Source organism: Ruegeria sp. AI3 (assembly GCF_056541245.1).
In genome coordinates, this window is record NZ_JBQFYA010000003.1 from 331,142 (window position 1) to 349,826 (window position 18,685).

The 18,685-nt window shown below is 59.0% G+C and carries 20 protein-coding genes; 8 read left to right on the forward strand and 12 right to left on the reverse strand.

What is annotated here, in order from left to right; all coding sequences use genetic code 11:
* Positions 1-56: 56 nt before the first annotated feature.
* From ACRZ95_RS07635 to hrpB, 3 genes are all read right to left on the reverse strand, one after another.
* Complete coding sequence (locus ACRZ95_RS07635) at positions 57-1,535, reverse strand: inorganic phosphate transporter (protein ID WP_170677142.1); 1,479 nt, start codon at positions 1,533-1,535, stop codon at positions 57-59.
* A gap of 81 nt (positions 1,536-1,616) precedes the next feature.
* The gene (locus tag ACRZ95_RS07640; protein ID WP_170640323.1) at positions 1,617-2,075 is read right to left on the reverse strand and encodes an NUDIX hydrolase; all 459 of its coding nucleotides are present in this window, start codon (positions 2,073-2,075) and stop codon (positions 1,617-1,619) included.
* Positions 2,076-2,237: 162 nt separating this feature from the next.
* Positions 2,238-4,688, reverse strand: a complete 2,451-nt coding sequence (hrpB, locus tag ACRZ95_RS07645; protein ID WP_170677144.1) for an ATP-dependent helicase HrpB — start codon at positions 4,686-4,688, stop codon at positions 2,238-2,240.
* Positions 4,689-4,808: 120 nt separating this feature from the next.
* Between hrpB and meaB the strand changes: the two genes are divergently transcribed.
* The 4 genes from meaB to ACRZ95_RS07665 all read left to right on the forward strand — a co-directional run bounded on the left by meaB (position 4,809) and on the right by ACRZ95_RS07665 (position 7,565).
* Complete coding sequence (gene meaB / locus ACRZ95_RS07650; RefSeq protein ID WP_170677146.1) at positions 4,809-5,780, forward strand: methylmalonyl Co-A mutase-associated GTPase MeaB; 972 nt, start codon at positions 4,809-4,811, stop codon at positions 5,778-5,780.
* Between the two features lie 221 nt (positions 5,781-6,001).
* The gene (gene rpmB / locus ACRZ95_RS07655; protein ID WP_170677148.1) at positions 6,002-6,289 is read left to right on the forward strand and encodes a 50S ribosomal protein L28; all 288 of its coding nucleotides are present in this window, start codon (positions 6,002-6,004) and stop codon (positions 6,287-6,289) included.
* A 397-nt stretch (positions 6,290-6,686) separates the two neighbouring features.
* Positions 6,687-7,037, forward strand: a complete 351-nt coding sequence (locus ACRZ95_RS07660; protein ID WP_170677149.1) for a glycosyltransferase family protein — start codon at positions 6,687-6,689, stop codon at positions 7,035-7,037.
* Positions 7,038-7,082: 45 nt separating this feature from the next.
* Entirely contained in the window at positions 7,083-7,565 is a 483-nt protein-coding gene (locus ACRZ95_RS07665) for a copper chaperone PCu(A)C (protein ID WP_170677151.1), read from the forward strand.
* A gap of 97 nt (positions 7,566-7,662) precedes the next feature.
* Here ACRZ95_RS07665 and ACRZ95_RS07670 read toward each other — a convergent pair whose 3' ends face one another.
* A complete protein-coding gene (locus ACRZ95_RS07670) occupies positions 7,663-8,271 on the reverse strand; it encodes a DUF308 domain-containing protein (protein WP_170677153.1) in 609 nt (202 codons plus the stop codon).
* Between the two features lie 62 nt (positions 8,272-8,333).
* Positions 8,334-9,026: an NAD-dependent deacylase gene (locus ACRZ95_RS07675; RefSeq protein WP_170677306.1), complete on the reverse strand. Its 693-nt coding sequence runs from the start codon at positions 9,024-9,026 to the stop codon at positions 8,334-8,336.
* Positions 9,027-9,054: 28 nt separating this feature from the next.
* On the opposite strand from ACRZ95_RS07675, the gene ACRZ95_RS07680 reads away from it, so the two are divergent.
* The gene (locus tag ACRZ95_RS07680) at positions 9,055-9,498 is read left to right on the forward strand and encodes a low molecular weight protein-tyrosine-phosphatase (protein ID WP_170377955.1); all 444 of its coding nucleotides are present in this window, start codon (positions 9,055-9,057) and stop codon (positions 9,496-9,498) included.
* Here the strand turns inward: ACRZ95_RS07680 and ACRZ95_RS07685 are convergent.
* The 3 genes from ACRZ95_RS07685 to ACRZ95_RS07695 form a co-directional block, all read right to left on the reverse strand.
* Entirely contained in the window at positions 9,495-10,448 is a 954-nt protein-coding gene (locus tag ACRZ95_RS07685) for a LysR family transcriptional regulator (protein ID WP_170554570.1), read from the reverse strand. The two genes, ACRZ95_RS07680 and ACRZ95_RS07685, sit on opposite strands and share 4 nt — an antisense overlap.
* A 66-nt stretch (positions 10,449-10,514) precedes the next feature.
* On the reverse strand, positions 10,515-10,823 hold the full coding sequence (locus tag ACRZ95_RS07690; protein ID WP_170660004.1) for a hypothetical protein: 309 nt from the start codon (positions 10,821-10,823) through the stop codon (positions 10,515-10,517).
* A 2-nt stretch (positions 10,824-10,825) separates the two neighbouring features.
* Positions 10,826-11,926, reverse strand: coding sequence for a Hint domain-containing protein (locus ACRZ95_RS07695; RefSeq protein ID WP_170677155.1), 1,101 nt, complete (start codon positions 11,924-11,926; stop codon positions 10,826-10,828).
* Between the two features lie 162 nt (positions 11,927-12,088).
* On the opposite strand from ACRZ95_RS07695, the gene lepA reads away from it, so the two are divergent.
* Positions 12,089-13,888, forward strand: a complete 1,800-nt coding sequence (gene lepA / locus ACRZ95_RS07700) for a translation elongation factor 4 (protein ID WP_170677157.1) — start codon at positions 12,089-12,091, stop codon at positions 13,886-13,888.
* Positions 13,889-14,111: 223 nt separating this feature from the next.
* Here lepA and ACRZ95_RS07705 read toward each other — a convergent pair whose 3' ends face one another.
* Positions 14,112-14,504, reverse strand: a complete 393-nt coding sequence (locus tag ACRZ95_RS07705) for a hypothetical protein (RefSeq protein WP_170677159.1) — start codon at positions 14,502-14,504, stop codon at positions 14,112-14,114.
* Between the two features lie 533 nt (positions 14,505-15,037).
* Between ACRZ95_RS07705 and ACRZ95_RS07710 the strand changes: the two genes are divergently transcribed.
* Entirely contained in the window at positions 15,038-15,217 is a 180-nt protein-coding gene (locus tag ACRZ95_RS07710; protein WP_170377967.1) for a CTP synthetase, read from the forward strand.
* Between the two features lie 113 nt (positions 15,218-15,330).
* On the opposite strand, the gene ACRZ95_RS07715 is transcribed toward ACRZ95_RS07710, so the two are convergent.
* The gene (locus ACRZ95_RS07715; protein ID WP_170665617.1) at positions 15,331-16,107 is read right to left on the reverse strand and encodes a Bax inhibitor-1/YccA family protein; all 777 of its coding nucleotides are present in this window, start codon (positions 16,105-16,107) and stop codon (positions 15,331-15,333) included.
* Between the two features lie 178 nt (positions 16,108-16,285).
* Positions 16,286-16,501 (reverse strand): YjiS-like domain-containing protein, encoded by a 216-nt coding sequence (locus tag ACRZ95_RS07720; protein WP_170377972.1) that lies wholly within the window; start codon positions 16,499-16,501, stop codon positions 16,286-16,288.
* Between the two features lie 123 nt (positions 16,502-16,624).
* Between ACRZ95_RS07720 and ACRZ95_RS07725 the strand changes: the two genes are divergently transcribed.
* Entirely contained in the window at positions 16,625-17,506 is an 882-nt protein-coding gene (locus ACRZ95_RS07725; RefSeq protein ID WP_170677161.1) for a LysR family transcriptional regulator, read from the forward strand.
* Here ACRZ95_RS07725 and ACRZ95_RS07730 read toward each other — a convergent pair.
* Complete coding sequence (locus ACRZ95_RS07730; protein ID WP_170677163.1) at positions 17,503-18,459, reverse strand: NADPH:quinone oxidoreductase family protein; 957 nt, start codon at positions 18,457-18,459, stop codon at positions 17,503-17,505. The two genes, ACRZ95_RS07725 and ACRZ95_RS07730, sit on opposite strands and share 4 nt — an antisense overlap.
* Positions 18,460-18,685 lie beyond the last annotated feature (226 nt).

The following is an 18,685-nucleotide window of genomic DNA, read 5'->3' on the forward strand; positions in this document are numbered from 1 at the left end:
CTTCATCTGGCTAAAAATATCCCGGAGCGCGAGGCAGAGCCTCGCAAATCCCCAGCTTACCCAAATGCGGTCAGCATCCAGAATATCACGGCGGACAACACAGCCGCTGCCGGAACGGTCACCACCCAAGCGGCCACGATCGTCATGAAATGCGAGCGGCGAACCAGCTTGCGCCGCTGATGCTCTTCCCGTGCCAGTCGCTGCTCGGGCGGGCGTTGGCGGTTGGAGTGTGCCCAGCGTCGGTCGGAATGCCATTCACGATAGAAGCCAACGCCAAAAACGGCGCCCACGGTGATGTGGGTCGAGCTGACCGGCAGTCCCAACCAACTGGCCAGGATCACGGTGATAGCCGCAGACAGCGCGACGCAGAAGGCGCGCATCGGGTTCAGCTTGGTGATCTGACTGCCCACCATTCGGATCAGTTTAGGCCCGAAAAGGAACAGACCGAATGAAATCCCGAAGGCTCCGATCACCATGACCCATGTGGGAATGGTGACTTTGGCGGCAAAATCTCCGAACTCGGCTGCGTGCACGATAGCGGCCAGAGGGCCGACCGCATTCGCCACGTCATTGGCCCCATGCGCAAAGCTGAGGAAGGTCGCAGAAATTACCAGAGGCAACCCGAACAGAGTCTTCAGCGACCGCGTGCGGTTCTCCAGCCCTTGCGCGCGGCGACGCACCCAAGGCACCGTCACGGCCCATGCCAGCAGACCGGCGGCCAAACCGATCAGAACGGCAGTGTTCAGATCAATCGCAACGATTTTCTTCAGCCCCTTCACCGCCAGATAGGTGGCGAACGCACCGGCCATCAGCCCCACGAGGATGGGCACCCAGCGCTGCGCGGCTGCAATCTTGTCGTCCTGATATTGGATTTTGGCTTTGATCAGCGCCAAAAACAAAGCCGCAATCACGCCGCCCAGAACCGGAGAGATCACCCAGCTGGCCGCGATCGCCCCCATGGTGCCCCAGCTGACCGCGCTCAGCCCTGCCGCAGCGACGCCAGCACCCATGACTCCGCCTACGACAGAATGGGTGGTCGAAACAGGCGCGCCCAGCCAAGTCGCAAGATTGACCCACATGGCCGAGGAGATGAGCGCCGCCATCATCGCCCAGATGAACACATTGCTGTTCTGAACTGAGGCCGGATCAATGATCCCCTTGGAGATGGTTGAGACCACATCCCCACCCGCCAGCAACGCGCCTGCGCTTTCGGCAATGGCCGCGATGGCAATCGCGCCCCCCATGGTCAGGGCATTTGCACCAACGGCCGGGCCCATGTTGTTGGCAACGTCGTTGGCGCCGATATTGATTGCCATATAGGCCCCGAACGCGGCCGCTGCGACGACGATCACGCCGCCATCCGCCTGTCCGAACAGAACCGCCGCCGTCAGCCCGGCCAGTGCCATGAAGGCCAGAGCGATGCCCGGCGCCAGCAAGGGGCGGGCGACATGCGCATTTGCTGTCTCGACCCGCGAGATGCGATGCAGGTCGCTGTCCAGCGCTTTCCAGCGCGGTTTGGAGTTCGTGTTCGACATGGGTGTGATAAGGTCCAAAAAGATTGACGCCGGTCCCTACAGGTTTAACGACCTGAGGGCAACCATGACGCCACTTGACCTTTAAAGATGCCTTAGAAGGGCCTTGAGTTCAGGCTCATCCACACGTTCAGCGGCAATCTTCGGCGTCACCCAGCTCCGCTGACGCTGATCTGCTTCGGGGAAGTCATCCAGCAGTTTCGTCACGCGCAGATGATACACGCTGGTCAACACCGCCTCGACCGAGCCGTCTTTGAGGACTTTGTCATAGGTGAAATGACCCACCGGCTCTTTTTTGGCTTTGGCCTCGCGAACGCCAGCCTCTTCCCAGGCCTCTTGCAGGGCAGTTCCGGCACCGTCCAACCCGTCGATCGGCCAGCCTTTGGGAATGATCCAGCGCCCGGTGTCGCGGCTGGTCACCAAAAGAACCTCGTGGCCCGATTTGGTCTGACGCGTACAGAGGGCGGCCACCTGCACGCGCTTGGGTCGCTGTATCATGGGTCGTCCGACCTCATCCCAGATTCTCTGCAACTGCGCTTTCATTGTTCTGCCGCTCGGAAAACATCTTACCTCAATGCATGTTCAGATAGTCGTCGGAATAGATGAATGCAACGAAACCCCGAAAAAACGTCTTTTCTAAGGGGTTTGGCGGCAATTTTGTCGCAATTTGGGGTAATTCGGCAAAATTCGGTGCTTGGTGATGCCTCAGCCGGGCCTTCGTTTGGCCCGCAACGTCGGATCGGCCAGTGTTGGATCTTCGGGCCAAGGGTGTTTGGGGTATTGCGCGCGCATGTCCTTGCGCACATCCGCGTAAGAGCCAGCCCAGAACCCCGGCAGGTCGCGGGTAATCTGAATCGGGCGCTGTGCTGGGGACAGCAGGGTGATCTTCAGCGGTGTGCCTCCCACCACCGGATGGCGCGTGACACCGAACAGCTCTTGCAGGCGCACCGAGATTTCAGGCGCATTGCCGCCGTAGTCGATGGGAACCTTGCGGCCAAGTGGGGTGACGAAGGATCCCGGCGCACGGCGGTCCAGCTCTTGCGTCTGCGCCCAGTCCAAACGGGCCCGCAGCGCGGGCAGCAGGTCAAAGCGCTTCCAGTCCTCTGCACTGCGCACGCCCGAGAGCATCGGCAGCAGCCAATCTTCCACTGTTTCGATCAGCCCTTGGCCCGAGAAGTCGGGCAGGTCGACCCCATCGGCACGCACCAGTTCGACCCGTGCGGCCAGCCGGGCGGCTGCTCCCTCCAACCGCAGCCCCAGATCGCGCACGCCGTCCAACATGGCACGGGCGATCGCGTCTTCGGGAACGTCTTTCCAGATCCGGTCCTCTAGCGTGATTGCGCCGAGGCGTTCTTGCCGCCGTGCAATGACCCGTCGGTCGCGTTTTGACCAAGCGCAGGTGGTCTCCCATCCGATCTGATCTGCAAACAGGTCTCGGACTTCGTCGTCGCTGATTTGTACAGCCATGCGCGCCTTTGCCTCGCGCGGATTGCCGTCCGTATCTATGACCACCAAATAGGACGCGCCGGCCAGCGTGTCGTCGTTGTCCAGCACAACGCCTTTGCCACCGGACAGCACATAGCGCGGTGCCTCGCCCTTGCGCCTTTGACCAATTCGGTCGGGGTAGGCTAGCGCGGCCATTGAGGCGGGGCTGAGGTTTTCAGCCACAGATCCGGCCTGCGCTCGCAGCCGTTTGGCCTCGGCCTTGACCCGGTCCAACACGCCCATATTGACCTGCCAAACTCGGTTGCGCTGAAACGCACGGGCGTCGCGCAGTGCCTCAAGCCGCAAGGATAGGTCAACCGGAGCGCCCTTTAGCGGGTCACGTTCCGCCATCAGTGCGGCCAGAGGGGCTGCCTGCGCCCCCGCCATCACCAGCATATGACCCAAGCGGGGATGCAGGGGCAGGGCGGCCAGCGCGCGGCCATGATCCGTGATCCGCCCCTTGCCATCCAGCGCGCCCAGTAGAGTCAGCAGCGCCTGCGCCTCAGCCAGAGCGCCCTCGGGCGGAGCCGTCAGAAATGCCAGATCACCGGCCTCGGCCCCCCATAGCGACAGTTCCAGCGCCAGCCCGGTCAGGTCGGCGGCTTCAATCTCGGCAGGCGGGTATGCGGCCAAGGCGCCCTCTTCGCCCTTCGACCACAACCGATAGCACAGCCCGTCTGAAACCCGGCCCGCCCGGCCTGCGCGCTGGGTTGCTTCGGCGCGCGTGACTCGTTCCGTCACCAGCCGCGACATGCCCGAGCCGGGATCGAACCGTGCCCGCCGTGCCTGTCCCATATCGACCACGACGCGGATATCGGGGATCGTCAGCGAGGTTTCGGCAATCGAGGTTGCCAGCACCACCTTCCGTCCGCTTTCAACCGGTGCAATCGCCGCGCGCTGGGCGGCAAAGGGCATGGCCCCAAAGAGAGGGCGCACAACACAATCTTTTGGCAATCGCCCAATCAGCGCAGTTTCGGCGCGGCGAATCTCACCCTCGCCAGGAAGGAACACGAGGATACAGCCGCCGATGGCGCGGCTGTCCCGTTCGGCTTTTGCGACCAGATCAATCAGCGCGTCCAGGCGCCGGGCCTGCGCCCCAAGTGGTTTTTCTAACCATCGCGTTTCAACCGGATAGCTGCGACCTTCCGAGGTCACCAGCGGCGCCTCCATCAACCTCCCCACAGGGTCTGCATCCAACGTTGCGGACATGACCAGCAGGATCAGGTCGTCCCGCAGGGCTCCGGTTACCTCAAGACACAGGGCCAGCCCCAGATCGGCGTTCAGAGAGCGTTCGTGGAACTCATCGAAAATCACCGCTCCGACGCCGGGCAGGTCCGGTTCGGATTGCAACATGCGGGTCAGGATGCCTTCGGTGACCACCTCGATCCGGGTGGATTTCGACACTTTCGCATCGCCTCGGACGCGGTAACCTACCGTTTGCCCGGCGCGTTCGCCCAGCGTTTCGGCCATACGTTCGGCTGCGGCGCGGGCGGCCAGCCGCCGGGGTTCGAGCATCACGATCCGACCGGCGCAAAGTCCGGCCTCTAGCATCGCCAGAGGCACCCGCGTCGTCTTGCCCGCACCCGGCGGGGCCTGCAGCACGGCGCGACCATGGGTTCTCAAGGCCTCCAGCAAGTCCGGAAGGGTGTCATCTATCGGCAAACGGCTCATGCGGCCTTATCGCCAAAGCAGGACCCGACGTCCAGAAGCAGCGCAGTTAATCCCGCGGGGCCTCTGGACAAACCACGCGTCGCACATTCATCTATGGCGGATTCTAGAGGGACCGGACGGATGGACATAGCTGACTTGGGCGATAGGATATTGCAGGGCGAGCGTCGGGCCTTGGCGCGTGCGATTACCTTGGTCGAAAGCCAGCGCGAAGATCACCGGGCGCAAGCGACCGAGTTGCTGGCCCATCTGGCGCACTCCGGGCGGCAATCCCTGCGGATCGGCCTGTCGGGTACGCCGGGTGTCGGCAAGTCCACCTTCATCGAAAGCTTTGGCATGATGCTGATCGGGCAGGGGCTGCGCGTCGCAGTTCTTGCCGTCGACCCCAGTTCGGCTCGTTCGGGCGGCTCCATTCTGGGCGACAAAACCCGGATGGAGCGTTTGAGCCGCGAGAAAAACGCCTTTATCCGGCCATCTCCCAGCCAGAGCCACCTTGGCGGCGTAGCCCGCCGCACCCGCGAGGCCATCGCCCTGTGCGAGGCAGCGGGCTACGACGTCGTCCTGATCGAAACCGTGGGCGTCGGTCAGTCCGAAACCGTGGTTTCGGAGTTGTCGGACCTGTTCCTGCTGCTGCTGGCCCCGGCAGGTGGGGATGAGTTGCAAGGCGTGAAGCGCGGTATCATGGAGATGGCCGACATCATCCTGATCAACAAGGCCGACGGAGACCTGAAAGCGACCGCAACCCGCACTTGCGCCGACTACGCCGGAGCCCTGCGCCTGTTGCGCAAGCGGCCTCAGGACCCCGAAGGTTTCCCGAAGGCCATGCCGGTGTCAGCGGTTGAGGAACATGGGCTGGACAAAGCATGGGCTGAAATCCAGAGCTTGACCGATTGGCGGCGCGAAGCAGGGCACTGGCAATCCAACCGCGCCGCGCAAGCCCGCTATTGGTTCGATCAGGAGGTGCGGCATTCGCTGCTTGCACGCCTCGAAACGGCGCAGGCCAAGGCGCAGATGGCGCAGCTTGATGCCGAAGTGTCTCAAGGTCGCCTCAGCCCTGCCGCCGCGGCCGAGAAAATGCTGGCGAGCCTGATCTGATGACACTTTCATCTTTTCAAAAATACTCACGCCGTAGGCACGGTCCGGTGGGCCGTTCCGTTGCAAGAGGTTTCGGAAAAGAATCCGTCCGCTGCGTCTTGACCCTTCCAGCGATTCCCACTACACGCATCCAACCAGTTTTCGGGCGCGACTTCGGGTTGTGCCCCTTGTGATTTGGCCGCAGGCGTTTTGCCGGGCCTCCAGAAACAAAGGAAGAAACCATGTCGCGCCGTTGCGAACTGACCGGAAAAGGCCCGATGACTGGCAACAATGTCAGCCACGCCAAAAACAGAACTCGTCGTCGTTTTCTGCCGAACCTGAACGACGTCACCTTGCGGTCCGAGACCCTGGGTCGCGGTGTTAAGCTGCGCATCTCGGCGGCTGCTCTGCGCTCGGTCGACCACCGTGGTGGTCTGGACGCGTTCCTGGCGAAAGCCAAGGACGAAGAGCTGTCGGCAAACGCTCTGAAAGTGAAAAAGGAAATTGCCAAGGCACAAGCCGCGGCCTAAGTCCCTACACTTATTAGAATTTCAAAGCCTCGAACCAAAGTGGTTCGGGGCTTTTTTGCTTGGAAACGATTAGTGAGAACCGTGAAGATTTAGGAAACAAAATCCTCTTGAGTGATCTTGTTCACAGACCGGGTCGCCCTATTTTTGCCATTATTGGTTTATCAACAAAGAGTGTTGTCCAATGTCATTTAAGAGTTTTTATTTCTTTCTTTTGCTTAGTAAGCTGGCAAGTAAGACAATTTCCGCATGTTCTCGGATGCAGCGCCAGGTGAACCGGTCTCATACCAGCCTCACAAAGGGAACCGTAAAGCGGCGCGGCCTGGAATACTGAAGCGATTTCGGGCGCGACGGTTTGGCGCTTGAAGCCTGTTTGCTCAGCGGCCTATATCGAGGTCGAATGAAACGTTTCGTGCCTCGAATCCTGCCTGTTGTGATGTGCCTGTTGGTTGTTCTGACAGGGCAGGGATTGGCCGTTTCGAGCGGAGTTGACCGCGCCGTAGGCCAGATGGTGCTGTGTACGGGCACAGGACCCGTTGTCGTCTATATGGATGCGGACGGGCAGCCGACAGCGCCTCCGCACTATTGTCCTGACTATGCTTTGGCTCTGCTGGGGGCGGTTCATCCGTATCCTACGGTTGTGCCGGATGCTCCGCTGATGGGTGGCGCTCAACCGCTCAGCCGCGATGAAAACCTGATCGCGCTGCCTTTGCCGCGTAAACCGGCGCGGGCCCCTCCGGTGACGGTCTGATTCCCTTTCGATACAAGTCAGACCCAATGAAATAGGAGAGGCGCGATGTCCCTCAAATCCACTCTGTTCGCAACACTGACCGGTTGCGTATTGGCCGTTCCAGCCCTCGCTGCCGATATCATCGTTGTAGACGACCCATATGCGAGGTCGTCTGGTAAGGCGGCCAAGGCGGGTGCGGCCTTTATGGTGATACAGAACACCAGTGATACCGATGATCGATTGATCAGCGCTACTTCGGACGTATCGGCCCGAGTAGAGCTTCATACCCATATGATCGACGATGCGGGCGTGGCCAAGATGGTGCATGTCGAGGAAGGTTTTGTGATCCCGGCGGGTGAGAGCTTTGCGCTCAAGCGCGGGGGCGCCCACGTTATGTTCATGGGTCTGAAAGACCCGTTTGAGCAAGGCGAGATGCTGCCGGTCACACTGGTTTTTGAAAATGCAGGTGAGGTCGTGGTTGAGATTCCGGTTAATCTGGAGCGCCAGGACAAGCATGGCCATGATAACCACGGGGCGCATTCGAACTAGGTGAACGCCTGTCTTCGGGCCGCATTGCGGCCGTCATCCATGCGTAAGGCCGGGCACAAAGCTCGGCCTTTTGCGTGCCTGGGCTGGTGTTGGCACTTTAGCGATTGATGGTTTTCATGCCGACCCGGTCGCTGGCGTTGTGCAGACGGGTGGCCAGCCAGAACATCACGGCTGCAATCGCAAGGGCTGAAAAGGCGATGGCCCATCCAAGCGCAATCAGCGCAACGGCAGGCCATATCATCAGCACCAGTCCGATGATCAGGGCTGCGATCCCGGACCCACGCATCGAGCCGCGTTGAGGGTCGCGCTCATTAATTTGTTGTGAGGCGGCCAGCGAGCCGATGCCGATGATCAATGCCCAGGCGCCCAATAGGAAGAAGGCCAGCTTGACGGTGCCTTCCGGCCAGATCAGCAGGACCAGGCCGATCAGAACGGCGCCGATCGCAGCCCCGCCCAACAGCCCGCGACGCCCAACCCCAAGCAGGGTCAACCCGCCGTCGATGATCAACAGTGCCCCAACCAGTCGTAGCAACAGCGCGATGCTGCCCGAGGGCCAGAAAAGCGCAGCGATACCAACCGCACCCGCCAGAACCCCACGTATCAGGAAGGTCCACCACAGGCTTGAGAGTTGCGCGCTCAGCCTGTCTCGCTCGGTCATGCTGCCATCGTCCAGAATCTCGCCGGTTTGTGGGTTTTGGTCGGTCATTTTACGGCCTCTTGAAAAACCTTGTTGAGATAGAGTGGGGTCGTCCCGCCTTGTCGTTCGCACTAGGTTTGGATCTGTAGTAATCGATCAACCCATTTTGGCACAGATTCGGACGCTTTGCCCAGAAGATGGTCGTCGAAACCTCCGCCTGTCGGCTCCAGATTGATCTCAATCGTTCGCGCCCCAACTGCTCCAGCTTCGTGCACAAAAGCTGCCGCCGGATAGACTTGGCCTGATGTGCCGATCGCAGCGAAGATCGTGGCGGAGGCGAGGTGACCGAAAATCTCCTCCATATGATAGGGCATTTCGCCAAACCAGACCACGTCAGGGCGTGCGGTGGGGGCGTTGCAGGACGGACAGGGTTCTCCCACTTCCATCTCAGGCGGTGCTGTCCAGCGGTGGCCACAGGATGCGCAGAGTGCACCGGATAGTTTCCCGTGCATGTGGATCACATCCTGCGCGCCGCCGGCCTCGTGCAGCCCGTCTACATTCTGCGTGACGATCACAACGTCCCCCGGAAAGTCCCGTTGCAGCTTGGCCAGCGCCTTATGCGCCGCGTTGGGTTCCACCTTGGCGGCCTGCACGCGGCGGGCGTTGTAGAACCCCTGAACCAAGGCGGGGTCGCGGGCGAAACCTTCGGGCGTTGCCACATCCTCGATCCGGTGTTGCGCCCATAGGCCGCCCTCATCGCGAAAGGTGCTGAGGCCACTTTCGGCGGAAATCCCGGCCCCGGTCAGAATGACGATCTTTTCCATATGCCCCTCACGCGCTACAGATTGGCCCATGACACATCGTATCCTCTTTGTTTGCCTGGGCAATATCTGTCGGTCTCCTGCGGCCGAGGGTGCCTTTCGCGCTCGTGCGCCCCATCACGCAACCGACAGCGCCGGGACGGCAGGCTGGCATATCGGCAAGCCGCCTTATGGCCCGATGCAATCCGCGGCAAAAGCGCGGGATATCAAGCTGGACGATCTGCGGGCCCGGCAATTCGTGGTTGAGGATTTCGAGCGGTTCGACCTGATTGTTGGAATGGACGCCGAGAACATCGCGAATATTGAGGCCCTGCGCCCGGTCGGCAATCAGACCCAAGTGCGTCTATTGACTGATTTTGCGCCTCATGCCGGCGCGGATCACGTACCTGACCCGTACTACACGCGGGATTTCGACGGCGCGCTGGATCTGATCGAAACCGCAGTTGAAGGGCTTGCTACGCATCTTGAGGGCTAGCTGTCCATCACCTTCAATTGCCCGCTGAGCCAGGGCAGCTTGGCAATGGCTGGATCGATCATCTGGCTTTGCATCAGCCGTCGCATCATGCCCGAAACCTCTTGCGGAACCTGATCGGACCAGTCGGTGCGGGTGAACAGCGATATCGTGCGCGAAAACGCGCCAAGCGGGCAGGGATGGGCCTGCAGGTCCTCGTGGAACCGGGCCGCGCGCATATATCCCAGCGGTGTAGTGATCGCCCAGCCCAAGCCCCGCGCCACCATCGCCATCAGGGCCAGGTGTGAGCCGATCTCGAACCGCTCTTCGAACTCTATCTGTTGTCGGGCGATATGGGCCTCGATCTGTCGGCTGATCAGCTGCTCGCGCGCATATCGCAGGAAAGGCAGTTTCTCGATGGCCTCGGTTCCATTGCTGACGCTGCTCGGCGCGACCAGAATGAAGGGGTCCTGCACCAGAGGGTACTCTACGACCCCCTCCAAAACCTCGCCGCTATGGGCTGAGACGGCCATATGCAGGCGCTGTGCTTCAAGCTCGGAAAACAGATCAAGGCTGGGCAGGGTGATCAGCTTGAATTTCGAGCGCGTCAGGCTGTCTGCCAGGAGTGTCGCAAGCCGCGGTGTCAGGTCATTGTCGAAATCGTCAATTAACCCGATCGAGAGCGTCGTGAGGTGCCCAAGATCCATCACGGTAAGCTCGCTTTGAGCCATCTGCAGCTCTGACAGAACCGCCTGCGCGCGGGTGAGAAAGCTGCGCCCAGCCTGCGTCAACCGCATCGGCCTGCGCCCGTGGTCCACCAGATCGGTGCCGATGGCCTTTTCCAGATTGCGCAATTGCTGAGAAACCGAGGGCTGGCTGAGCCCCGTGATCTCGGCCGCCTGCGCCACCGATCCTGTCCGGGCCAGCGCCTCAAACACCTCAAGGCCCCGCAGGGTCAGCCCTTTCATCACCATAAGATACACCTTTCGCTGCGCCTTTTCTGGGGCGCAGCGGGCATCAGGTCAAGGTTTCAGAAAGGCTTAGCTGCAGATCGCTTGCGCCATTTGGCCAAAGTTCTGATACCGATCCCACAGTGCGTCATCGCGTGCTGTCTGAGACATCTTCAATTGCTGCGCCTGATGGGGGTCGGTGAACCATTTCGAGACGGTCTTCTGATCACTGCGCGTCAACGCCTGATCCGCCACGCGCTGGATACAAGAACACCGCGCCCGCGTCGCAGCCTGACGATCCGACGCCAAACACGCCCGTTTGATCTGCGATGCGTCCGCAACCGGAGCCACTGTCGTCAGCGACGCCGCACAAAATGCGATTAGGAGGAACTGTTTCATGCTCATGCCTCGTTTTTGCCTGCTTGGAGGGATCTTGCGCCCCTCTCAATCTGCGCGGAAGTATGAATCAAAGTGGATTCGGGATCAATACATAGGACTTCACAAAGCAAAACCGTGGCTTCACGACGTCTTAGCGGCATTCGCGCGATCTGCATCGGCCCGGCCGTTAGGGGGGTGATATTCTGAAAAAACAAAGCTTCTGGCTCTGTGTCCCGAGGTGCTTTCGCAACAAACATGCTTTCTGACTCAATCCCGTTGGCTTTTAGGATGCTATGTCGATCAAGCAAGATGTGATGATAGCAAACGGCGCGTACATCGGAGAAGCGGGCAAGGCCAACATCAACAAGGCTGATTGCAGGAACAAAAACGTCCGGCGCCCCAAACATAAGCTCAGCCGCAGGGTGCGAGATCAGCAGGCGATGTTGCTGTGAAACGCTTATTGCAATTGGATTTTGCAATGGGCCGGGGGGGATTTCGACAGGTCTAAAACTGCCGCTCGCGATGACATCTTGTGATCCGACCCAAGTGATTGGCAGGTGCCCGTCATCTTTCGTCCAGACCACGTCGCCCACCTGAAGCTTCTCAATCGGGATATCACCCTCTGGGGTCTCTATAAGTGTTCCGCGGCAATAGCAGATGGGGCTCACATAATCTGAGGATTCAAAGCTCGGACCCTCTTGCGTGCTGACGACGGTCAGTGGGATACCTGACGGAGGAAACTCGCCCGGGCCGCCGATGAATGCTATCCCTTCAACTGTACCAAAGGCGGGGGAGGAGTTATTCACATTGAAGGCAACAGCCTGGTAGGTATTGGTTCCATCCGTCAGGGTAATGCCATATTCGGCCTCAACCCGCGTACCACTGGAAAACAGGGTCCCATCAATTGTTTGGTCGCCATCCAAGCGCTGATTGCCATCATTGTCTGCAAAGCTCGTGTCTGAACCTGCGTCCGTGATGAAGACTTCTGTAACAGCTAGAGTGTCGAACGTAATTGTTTCACCAATCAGATGGATGCCGGTGCCCTGGGTGAGGCCGTCCAGCCCTTGCGCGACCGAAACCGTTAACTGGCTTTCGCCCAAAACGAAGATAGAATAGTCGGCCACCTGATAGCTGCTTTCTGGTTCTTATTCGGATCAGTCGCTTTAGTCATTCTACCCATTGGCTAGAATCCGGTAAATGCTACTGGTCAGAAAGCTGCGAGGATGGCCTTTTTTGCAACGCTTCAGCGCTTGACGAGACCACAAACTCCGGACATATCCCAATCCATGACAGACCTCGCTCATATCCGCAATTTCTCCATCGTCGCCCATATCGACCATGGCAAATCCACCCTTGCTGACCGGCTCATCCAAGAGACCGGAACGGTCAAGGATCGCGACATGAAGGAACAGCTGCTCGACAGCATGGATATCGAGCGTGAGCGTGGCATTACCATCAAGGCCAACACGGTTCGCATCGACTATACCGCCGACGATGGCGAGAAATATGTGCTGAACTTGATCGACACGCCCGGCCACGTCGATTTCGCCTATGAGGTCAGCCGTTCGATGCGCGCGGTCGAGGGCTCTCTGCTGGTCGTGGACTCGACCCAAGGGGTCGAGGCGCAGACGCTGGCCAACGTTTACCAAGCCATCGACGCCGATCATGAGATCGTGCCGGTGCTGAACAAGATCGACCTGCCGGCCTCCGACTGTGACCGCGTGGCCGAGCAGATCGAGGATGTGATCGGCATCGACGCGACCGACGCCATTCAGGTCAGCGCCAAGACGGGGCAGGGCATCCACGAAACGCTGGAAGCCATCGTGAAACAACTGCCCGCACCGCAGGGCAATCTCGACGCGCCGCTTAAGGCGATGCTGGTGGATTCGTGGTATGACGCCTATCTCGGCGTCATCGTTTTGGTCCGTATCATGGACGGCACGCTGAAAAAGGGGATGCGGGTCAAGTTCATGTCGAACAACACCCTGCACCATGTCGACCGCGTCGGCGTCTTCCGGCCCGAGATGGAGATGGTCGACAGCCTCGGCCCCGGTGAGATCGGCTTTCTCACCGCGTCCATCAAACAGGTCCGCGACACCCGCGTGGGTGACACGATCACCAATGACCGCAACGGCACCGAAGACGCTCTGGACGGCTTCAAGCCCGCGCAGCCAGTGGTGTTCTGCGGCCTCTTCCCCGTGGACTCGTCTGAATTCGAAGACCTGCGGGATGCGATCGACAAACTGGCGCTAAACGACGCCTCGTTCTCGTTCGAAATGGAAACCTCGGCAGCGCTGGGCTTTGGCTTCCGTTGCGGCTTCCTCGGGCTGTTGCACCTTGAGGTCATCCGCGACCGCATCGAACGCGAATATGATATCGAGCTCATCACAACCGCCCCGTCGGTGATCTACCACGTCTACATGAAAGACGGCGAGATGATCGAGCTGCACAACCCCGCCGACATGCCCGACCCGTCCAAGGTCGACCATATCGAGGAGCCGCGCATCAAGGCGACCATTCTGGTGCCTGACGAATACCTGGGCGATGTGCTGAAACTCTGCCAGGACCGCCGCGGTATCCAGCTGGACCTGACCTATGCAGGCACCCGCGCGATGGTCGTCTATGACCTGCCGCTGAACGAGGTCGTCTTTGATTTCTACGACCGCTTGAAATCGGTGACCAAGGGTTATGCCTCGTTCGACTACCAGATGACCGGCTATACCGAGGACAAACTGGTCAAGATGTCGGTGCTGGTGAATGACGAGCCGGTCGATGCGCTGTCGACCATGGTTCACCGCGACCGGGCCGAGATGCGGGGCCGGGCGATGTGCGAAAAGCTCAAAGACCTGATCCCGCGCCACATGTTCAAAATCCCGATCCAGGCCGCCATCGGAGGTAAGGTCATCGCCCGAGAGACCCTCTCGGCCCTGCGCAAAGACGTGACCGCCAAATGCTACGGAGGCGACGCCACGCGGAAACGCAAACTGCTGGACAAGCAGAAGGCGGGGAAAAAGAAGATGCGTCAATTCGGGAAGGTGGATATCCCGCAGGAGGCGTTTATATCTGCGTTGAAGATGGATAGTTAAAAGCTGGCCATTCGTACTGCGGTTGGCGAAAGCGGTTGGCGCAGCCAACTGCGTACCCATACGGTTAGTTCGATTGATTAGTTGTCTGTTTTCAGACTTCGATTGACTTCGAAGTCAAATTGCGTGTCTTCGTGCTTTAACGAAAACTTGACGCTACCGCCTACTGCGACTGTAAATGCCATCAAGCCAACCAAAACGAGTCCCCAAAACTTCCAGCGTTCGGCTACGGTTCTTTCCGAAGGTTTATTCCCCGGGACCATCGACCTGAATAGCACTCGAGAAGATTCTTCTTCTGCATCCTGTAAAGAGTCTGCCTGACCGTGGAGCCGCTTGGTGCCGTAATGGTCATCTGGCGGACTGCCTCGTAAATTTCCGGGAAGGTCAATTGACCCGGGTGAGATTTCAGAAATATCGAGGAAATCAGGTTTTCTATCTCCCCCTTGGGGCGACGAGATTTTCCGTCGGCGACTTTCGAGATCTCTCTCCATTGCTCGTGTTCCTTCTGCTCTACGAGTTTTAGGTACTCATGGGTTGCCTCCCGAACCTCTTCAAAGGCTTCTTTCATCTTCCTTTGAGCGTTTGCTAGTCTTGCTGTTGCTTGAGTGAATTGGTCCATAGCTCAACGATATCCTGTAGGTCGGGTCAGTCAAGCTGCTAAATAGGGCTATTTTATCGTTATGATGTTATATAGGGATAGTATTGTAAATATGATCGTTAAAAAATAACGATAGTAGTTTATAGCGATAATTGGTAGCGATAATAATGCGTCAATGATTGAGATTTAGCGTTAATAATGAGGGGTCGGAGCGAATCTGAAATTGAGTTGAGATATCGCCCTGACCCACCCGCCCGGCGGCACCGCCGGGCCGCGCCGACCCGCCCCCATGGGGCGGCGTGTTTGCGCCACCCCTCGGGTCGGCGCTGCCCTCGTCTCTGGTGAGCAACCGTTGCGAACGCTTGAGCGCTCAGGGTCTCCGCCCGTTCGCGGCTATTTCCTCCTCCATTCAGCCGCTCCGCGCGTTTCCTCGAACGCATCCCGCCGCTCGTCGCAAGTGATCTGCAACCCCCAAACCTCTGACCCAGATCAAGGATCGAATTCGATCAAAGCGCTAGTGTTCGCGAACAGGTAAATACTTGAATGAGGTCGCAATGCTCCCCCTGATGTTGATCGTTCATATCTTCCTTGGCTCTACCCTTGCAGGCACAGCGGTTATTGCTGTTCTGGTGATGGGATACACCGCGGTCCTGCCAATCGTGCTGGCGGCAGCGGTGGGGTTTGTGGCGGCCTTTCCGGCCTCATATCTGGTGGCGCGCAAGCTGGAGGGGTGACGCTCGGACTTCGCCTGTTAACAGCCGTTGCCGTCACGCATATTCCGGAAAGAAAAAACCTGCCAAGATCGCGTCCTGGCAGGTTTGAATGGTTTCTGCAGTGGGGGAGAGGTTTACTCTCGGTTCCCCAGCAGTTGCAGCAGGAACATGAACATGTTGATGAAGTCCAGGTACAGGCTCAGCGCGCCCATGATGGCGGCTTTGCCCAGCCATTCCTGATCACCGGCATGTGCCATCTGCAGGTAGGTGTTCTTGATCTGCTGCGTGTCATAGGCGGTCAGTCCGGCGAAGATCAGAACGCCGATGACCGAGATCGCGAAGGCCATTGCCGACGAGGCCAGGAAGATGTTGACCACCATCGCGACGATCAGGCCGATAACGCCCATGATCAGGAAGGTGCCCATGCCCGACAGGTCTTTCTTGGTCGTATAGCCGTAGAGCGACAGACCCGCGAAGGCGATCGAGGTAATCAGGAAGACCTGAATGATCGACTGGCCGGTGAAGGCGATGAAAATCCAGCTGATCGACAGGCCCATCACGGCGGCGAACGAGTAGAACACCAGCTGTGCAGCCGCAGCCGACATGCGGTTGATCATGGCGCTGAAGCCGAACACAAAGGCCAACGGTGCGAACATGATCACCCATTTCAGCGGCGAGACATAGATCGAATGACCCAGCGCGGTCAGGTAGGTGGTCGCGTTCAGCTGCGCGACAGCAGCCGACGGATCGGTGGTGATCGACAGACCCGAGATCGCCCAGGCTGCGAGGAAGGTGATGAACATGCCCACGGACATCGTGCCGTAGACTTTGTTCATATGGGCGCGAAGGCCCTCATCAATCTCGGCGGCGCGTGCGCCTGCGGCCGTCCGAATCGTATCGAATTGTGCCATTTACAAAGGTCTCCCTAAACGTATCTGCGTGCGGCCCGTAAGTATTGGCCACTTTCCTGCTGAATATCGGCAACTGCAGGCTGTGTTTCAAGAGTTTCTGCAGTATTTCCGCCTAAAATACGCAACAAAAACGGCGACCTGCTGCCGCAGATCGCCTATCGCTGAAAAAACATGAGTTTTAAAGGCAGCTTTTCCAGAACTGCGGGGCATCCCAGATGGGACGGCGGGCCTCGGCGTCGGCCTGGGCACGGGTGATGCCGATGTCGTTCAGGGCGCGGGCATCCAGCCGAGCCAGTTGTTGGCGTTGACGTCGTACGGACAGGACGGACCGTATACGCGCAAACAGGGATTGTTTGTGTTGAGGGCAAGGGCGGTTCAGGGCGATCGAGTTCATGGTCTGTCCTTTCGTTTTTCAGATGGTTTAAATCGGTCTCATCAACTTCCTTGATTTATATGGCGAGTTGGTACACATTTTAAAAACGAATATTTTTGATTGGATGCATAAGGATTCGTGAACATGAGAAATCTGGACATCACCACATTGCGATCCTTTGTGGCCGTGGCCGATCAGGGTGGCGTCACACGCGCGGCGGGGTTTCTGCATCTGACGCAATCAGCCGTCTCCATGCAGTTGAAACGCCTGGAAGAGCTTTTGGATCTGGAGCTTCTGGATCGCAGCGGGCGGACCATCGCGCTGACCGCCTCGGGCGAGCAGTTGCTGGCTTATGCCCGCCGGATGATCGCTTTAAATGATGAGGTGATCTCAAAACTCACGGATCAGGCCTTTGAGGGCGAGGTGGTTCTGGGTGTCCCTCATGACATTGTCTACCCGGCGATTCCGCGTGTTCTTCAGCGGTTCAACGCCGATTTCCCGCGTGTGCGCGTGCAGTTGATCTCGTCCTATTCGTTGCAGCTTAAGGATATGTTCAAACGCGGGGAATGTGACCTGATCCTGACGACCGAGCCTTCCTCATCAGACGGGTCTGAGACCATTGCCGAGCTTCCGCTGCGCTGGATCGGGGCACCGGGTGGGTCGGCTTGGCGCAAGAATCCGGTGCCGATTGCGCTGGGGCGGCGCTGCATGTTCCGTCCGCAGGTTATCGCGGCGCTGGATGCCGCGGGTATCCCGTGGGAGCTTTCCGTCGAAACCGAGAATGACCGCACCATCGAAGCCACGGTCAGCGCTGATCTTGCGATTCACGCAATGCTAGATGGCACCGAGGCTGCACACCTTGAACAGATCGACTCGGGTGGTGTTTTGCCCGAGCTGCCCGCGCATATGATCAACCTCTACGGAGGAGAGCCGGGGCGCGATGCAATCATCGAGGCGTTGGCGCAACTGGTGCGCCAGAATTTCCGCATGCTGGGTAGCACGCCCCTTCGGGCCGTGGTGGGCTAGGGCGTAATAACGATCTTGCCGGTGGATTTGCGCTCTTTCAACAGGCGGAGGCCGTGTTCGACTTCGTTCAACGGCAGGGTGTGGCGGATATGAGGCGTGATCTTCCCTTCGGCATGCCACTGGAACAACGTCTGAAAACTGTTGCGCACGATATCGGGGCGGAACCTGAGGTAGCCGCCGATATAGAAGCCGATTACCGTCAGGTTCTTGACCAACAGGTGGTTGGCCGGGATTTGAGGGACTTCGCCACCAGCAAAGCCGATTGGCAGCAGACGACCTTCGGGGTTGGTGGCGCGGAAGGCGGCTTTGAACACGTCGCCGCCAATCGCGTCATAGACTACATCGGCGCCTCCCAATTCTTTGACGCGGGCGCGCAGGTCTTCAGAGGCGTCGATCAAGTGATCTGCCCCGGCAGCCTGTGCAACTGCCAGCTTTTCAGCGTCGCGCGCCTGGGCGATGACGGTTGCCCCCATCAGTTTGCCGATCTCCACTGCGGTTAGCCCGACGCCACCGGCTGCTCCGGTCACAAGCAGGGTTTCACCCGGCTGCAACTGGGCGCGATGGTCCAGGGCAAGGTGACTGGTCCCATAGGCGATCTGAATGGCGGCAGCCTCTTCAAAACTGGTCTCATCCGGCATGGGGATGGCCCGATCCGCGTCGAACACGCCGTACTCAGCCAACCCGTCCTGGCCCGAGTACACGGCGACACGGTCTCCAACCTTCAAACCTGAGACTTCTGGCCCCAATTCTTCGACAACGCCGGCGATTTCCATGCCTAAAGTGAACGGAGGGTTAGGCGTATCCTGATACGTGCCCTTCTGCATCAGCAAATCAGCGAAATTCAGGCCGCATGCTTTGATGGCGATTCTGACCTGTCCCTCGGCAGGTGTCGGCGTGGGTACTTCGACAATTCGCGCGTCGGCGCCTTTGGATTCAATGCGATATGCAAGCATGATGGTCCATCTCGGTTTTCAGGGAATAGGCCGCAGTAAGAGCGAAATTGTCAATGCGTTCAGCTGATTGAGCGCGCTAACGAAGGCAGTTTGGTCAGGCCGCGCCGCCAAAATCCCAGAGATACACAACCATAAACCAATGTACATAGATTCCAATTCAACCAACTTGAAAAAAAAGTCAAAAGCGGCAATATTGTACGGCAGTGCTGTATCGGGGGATCGCACA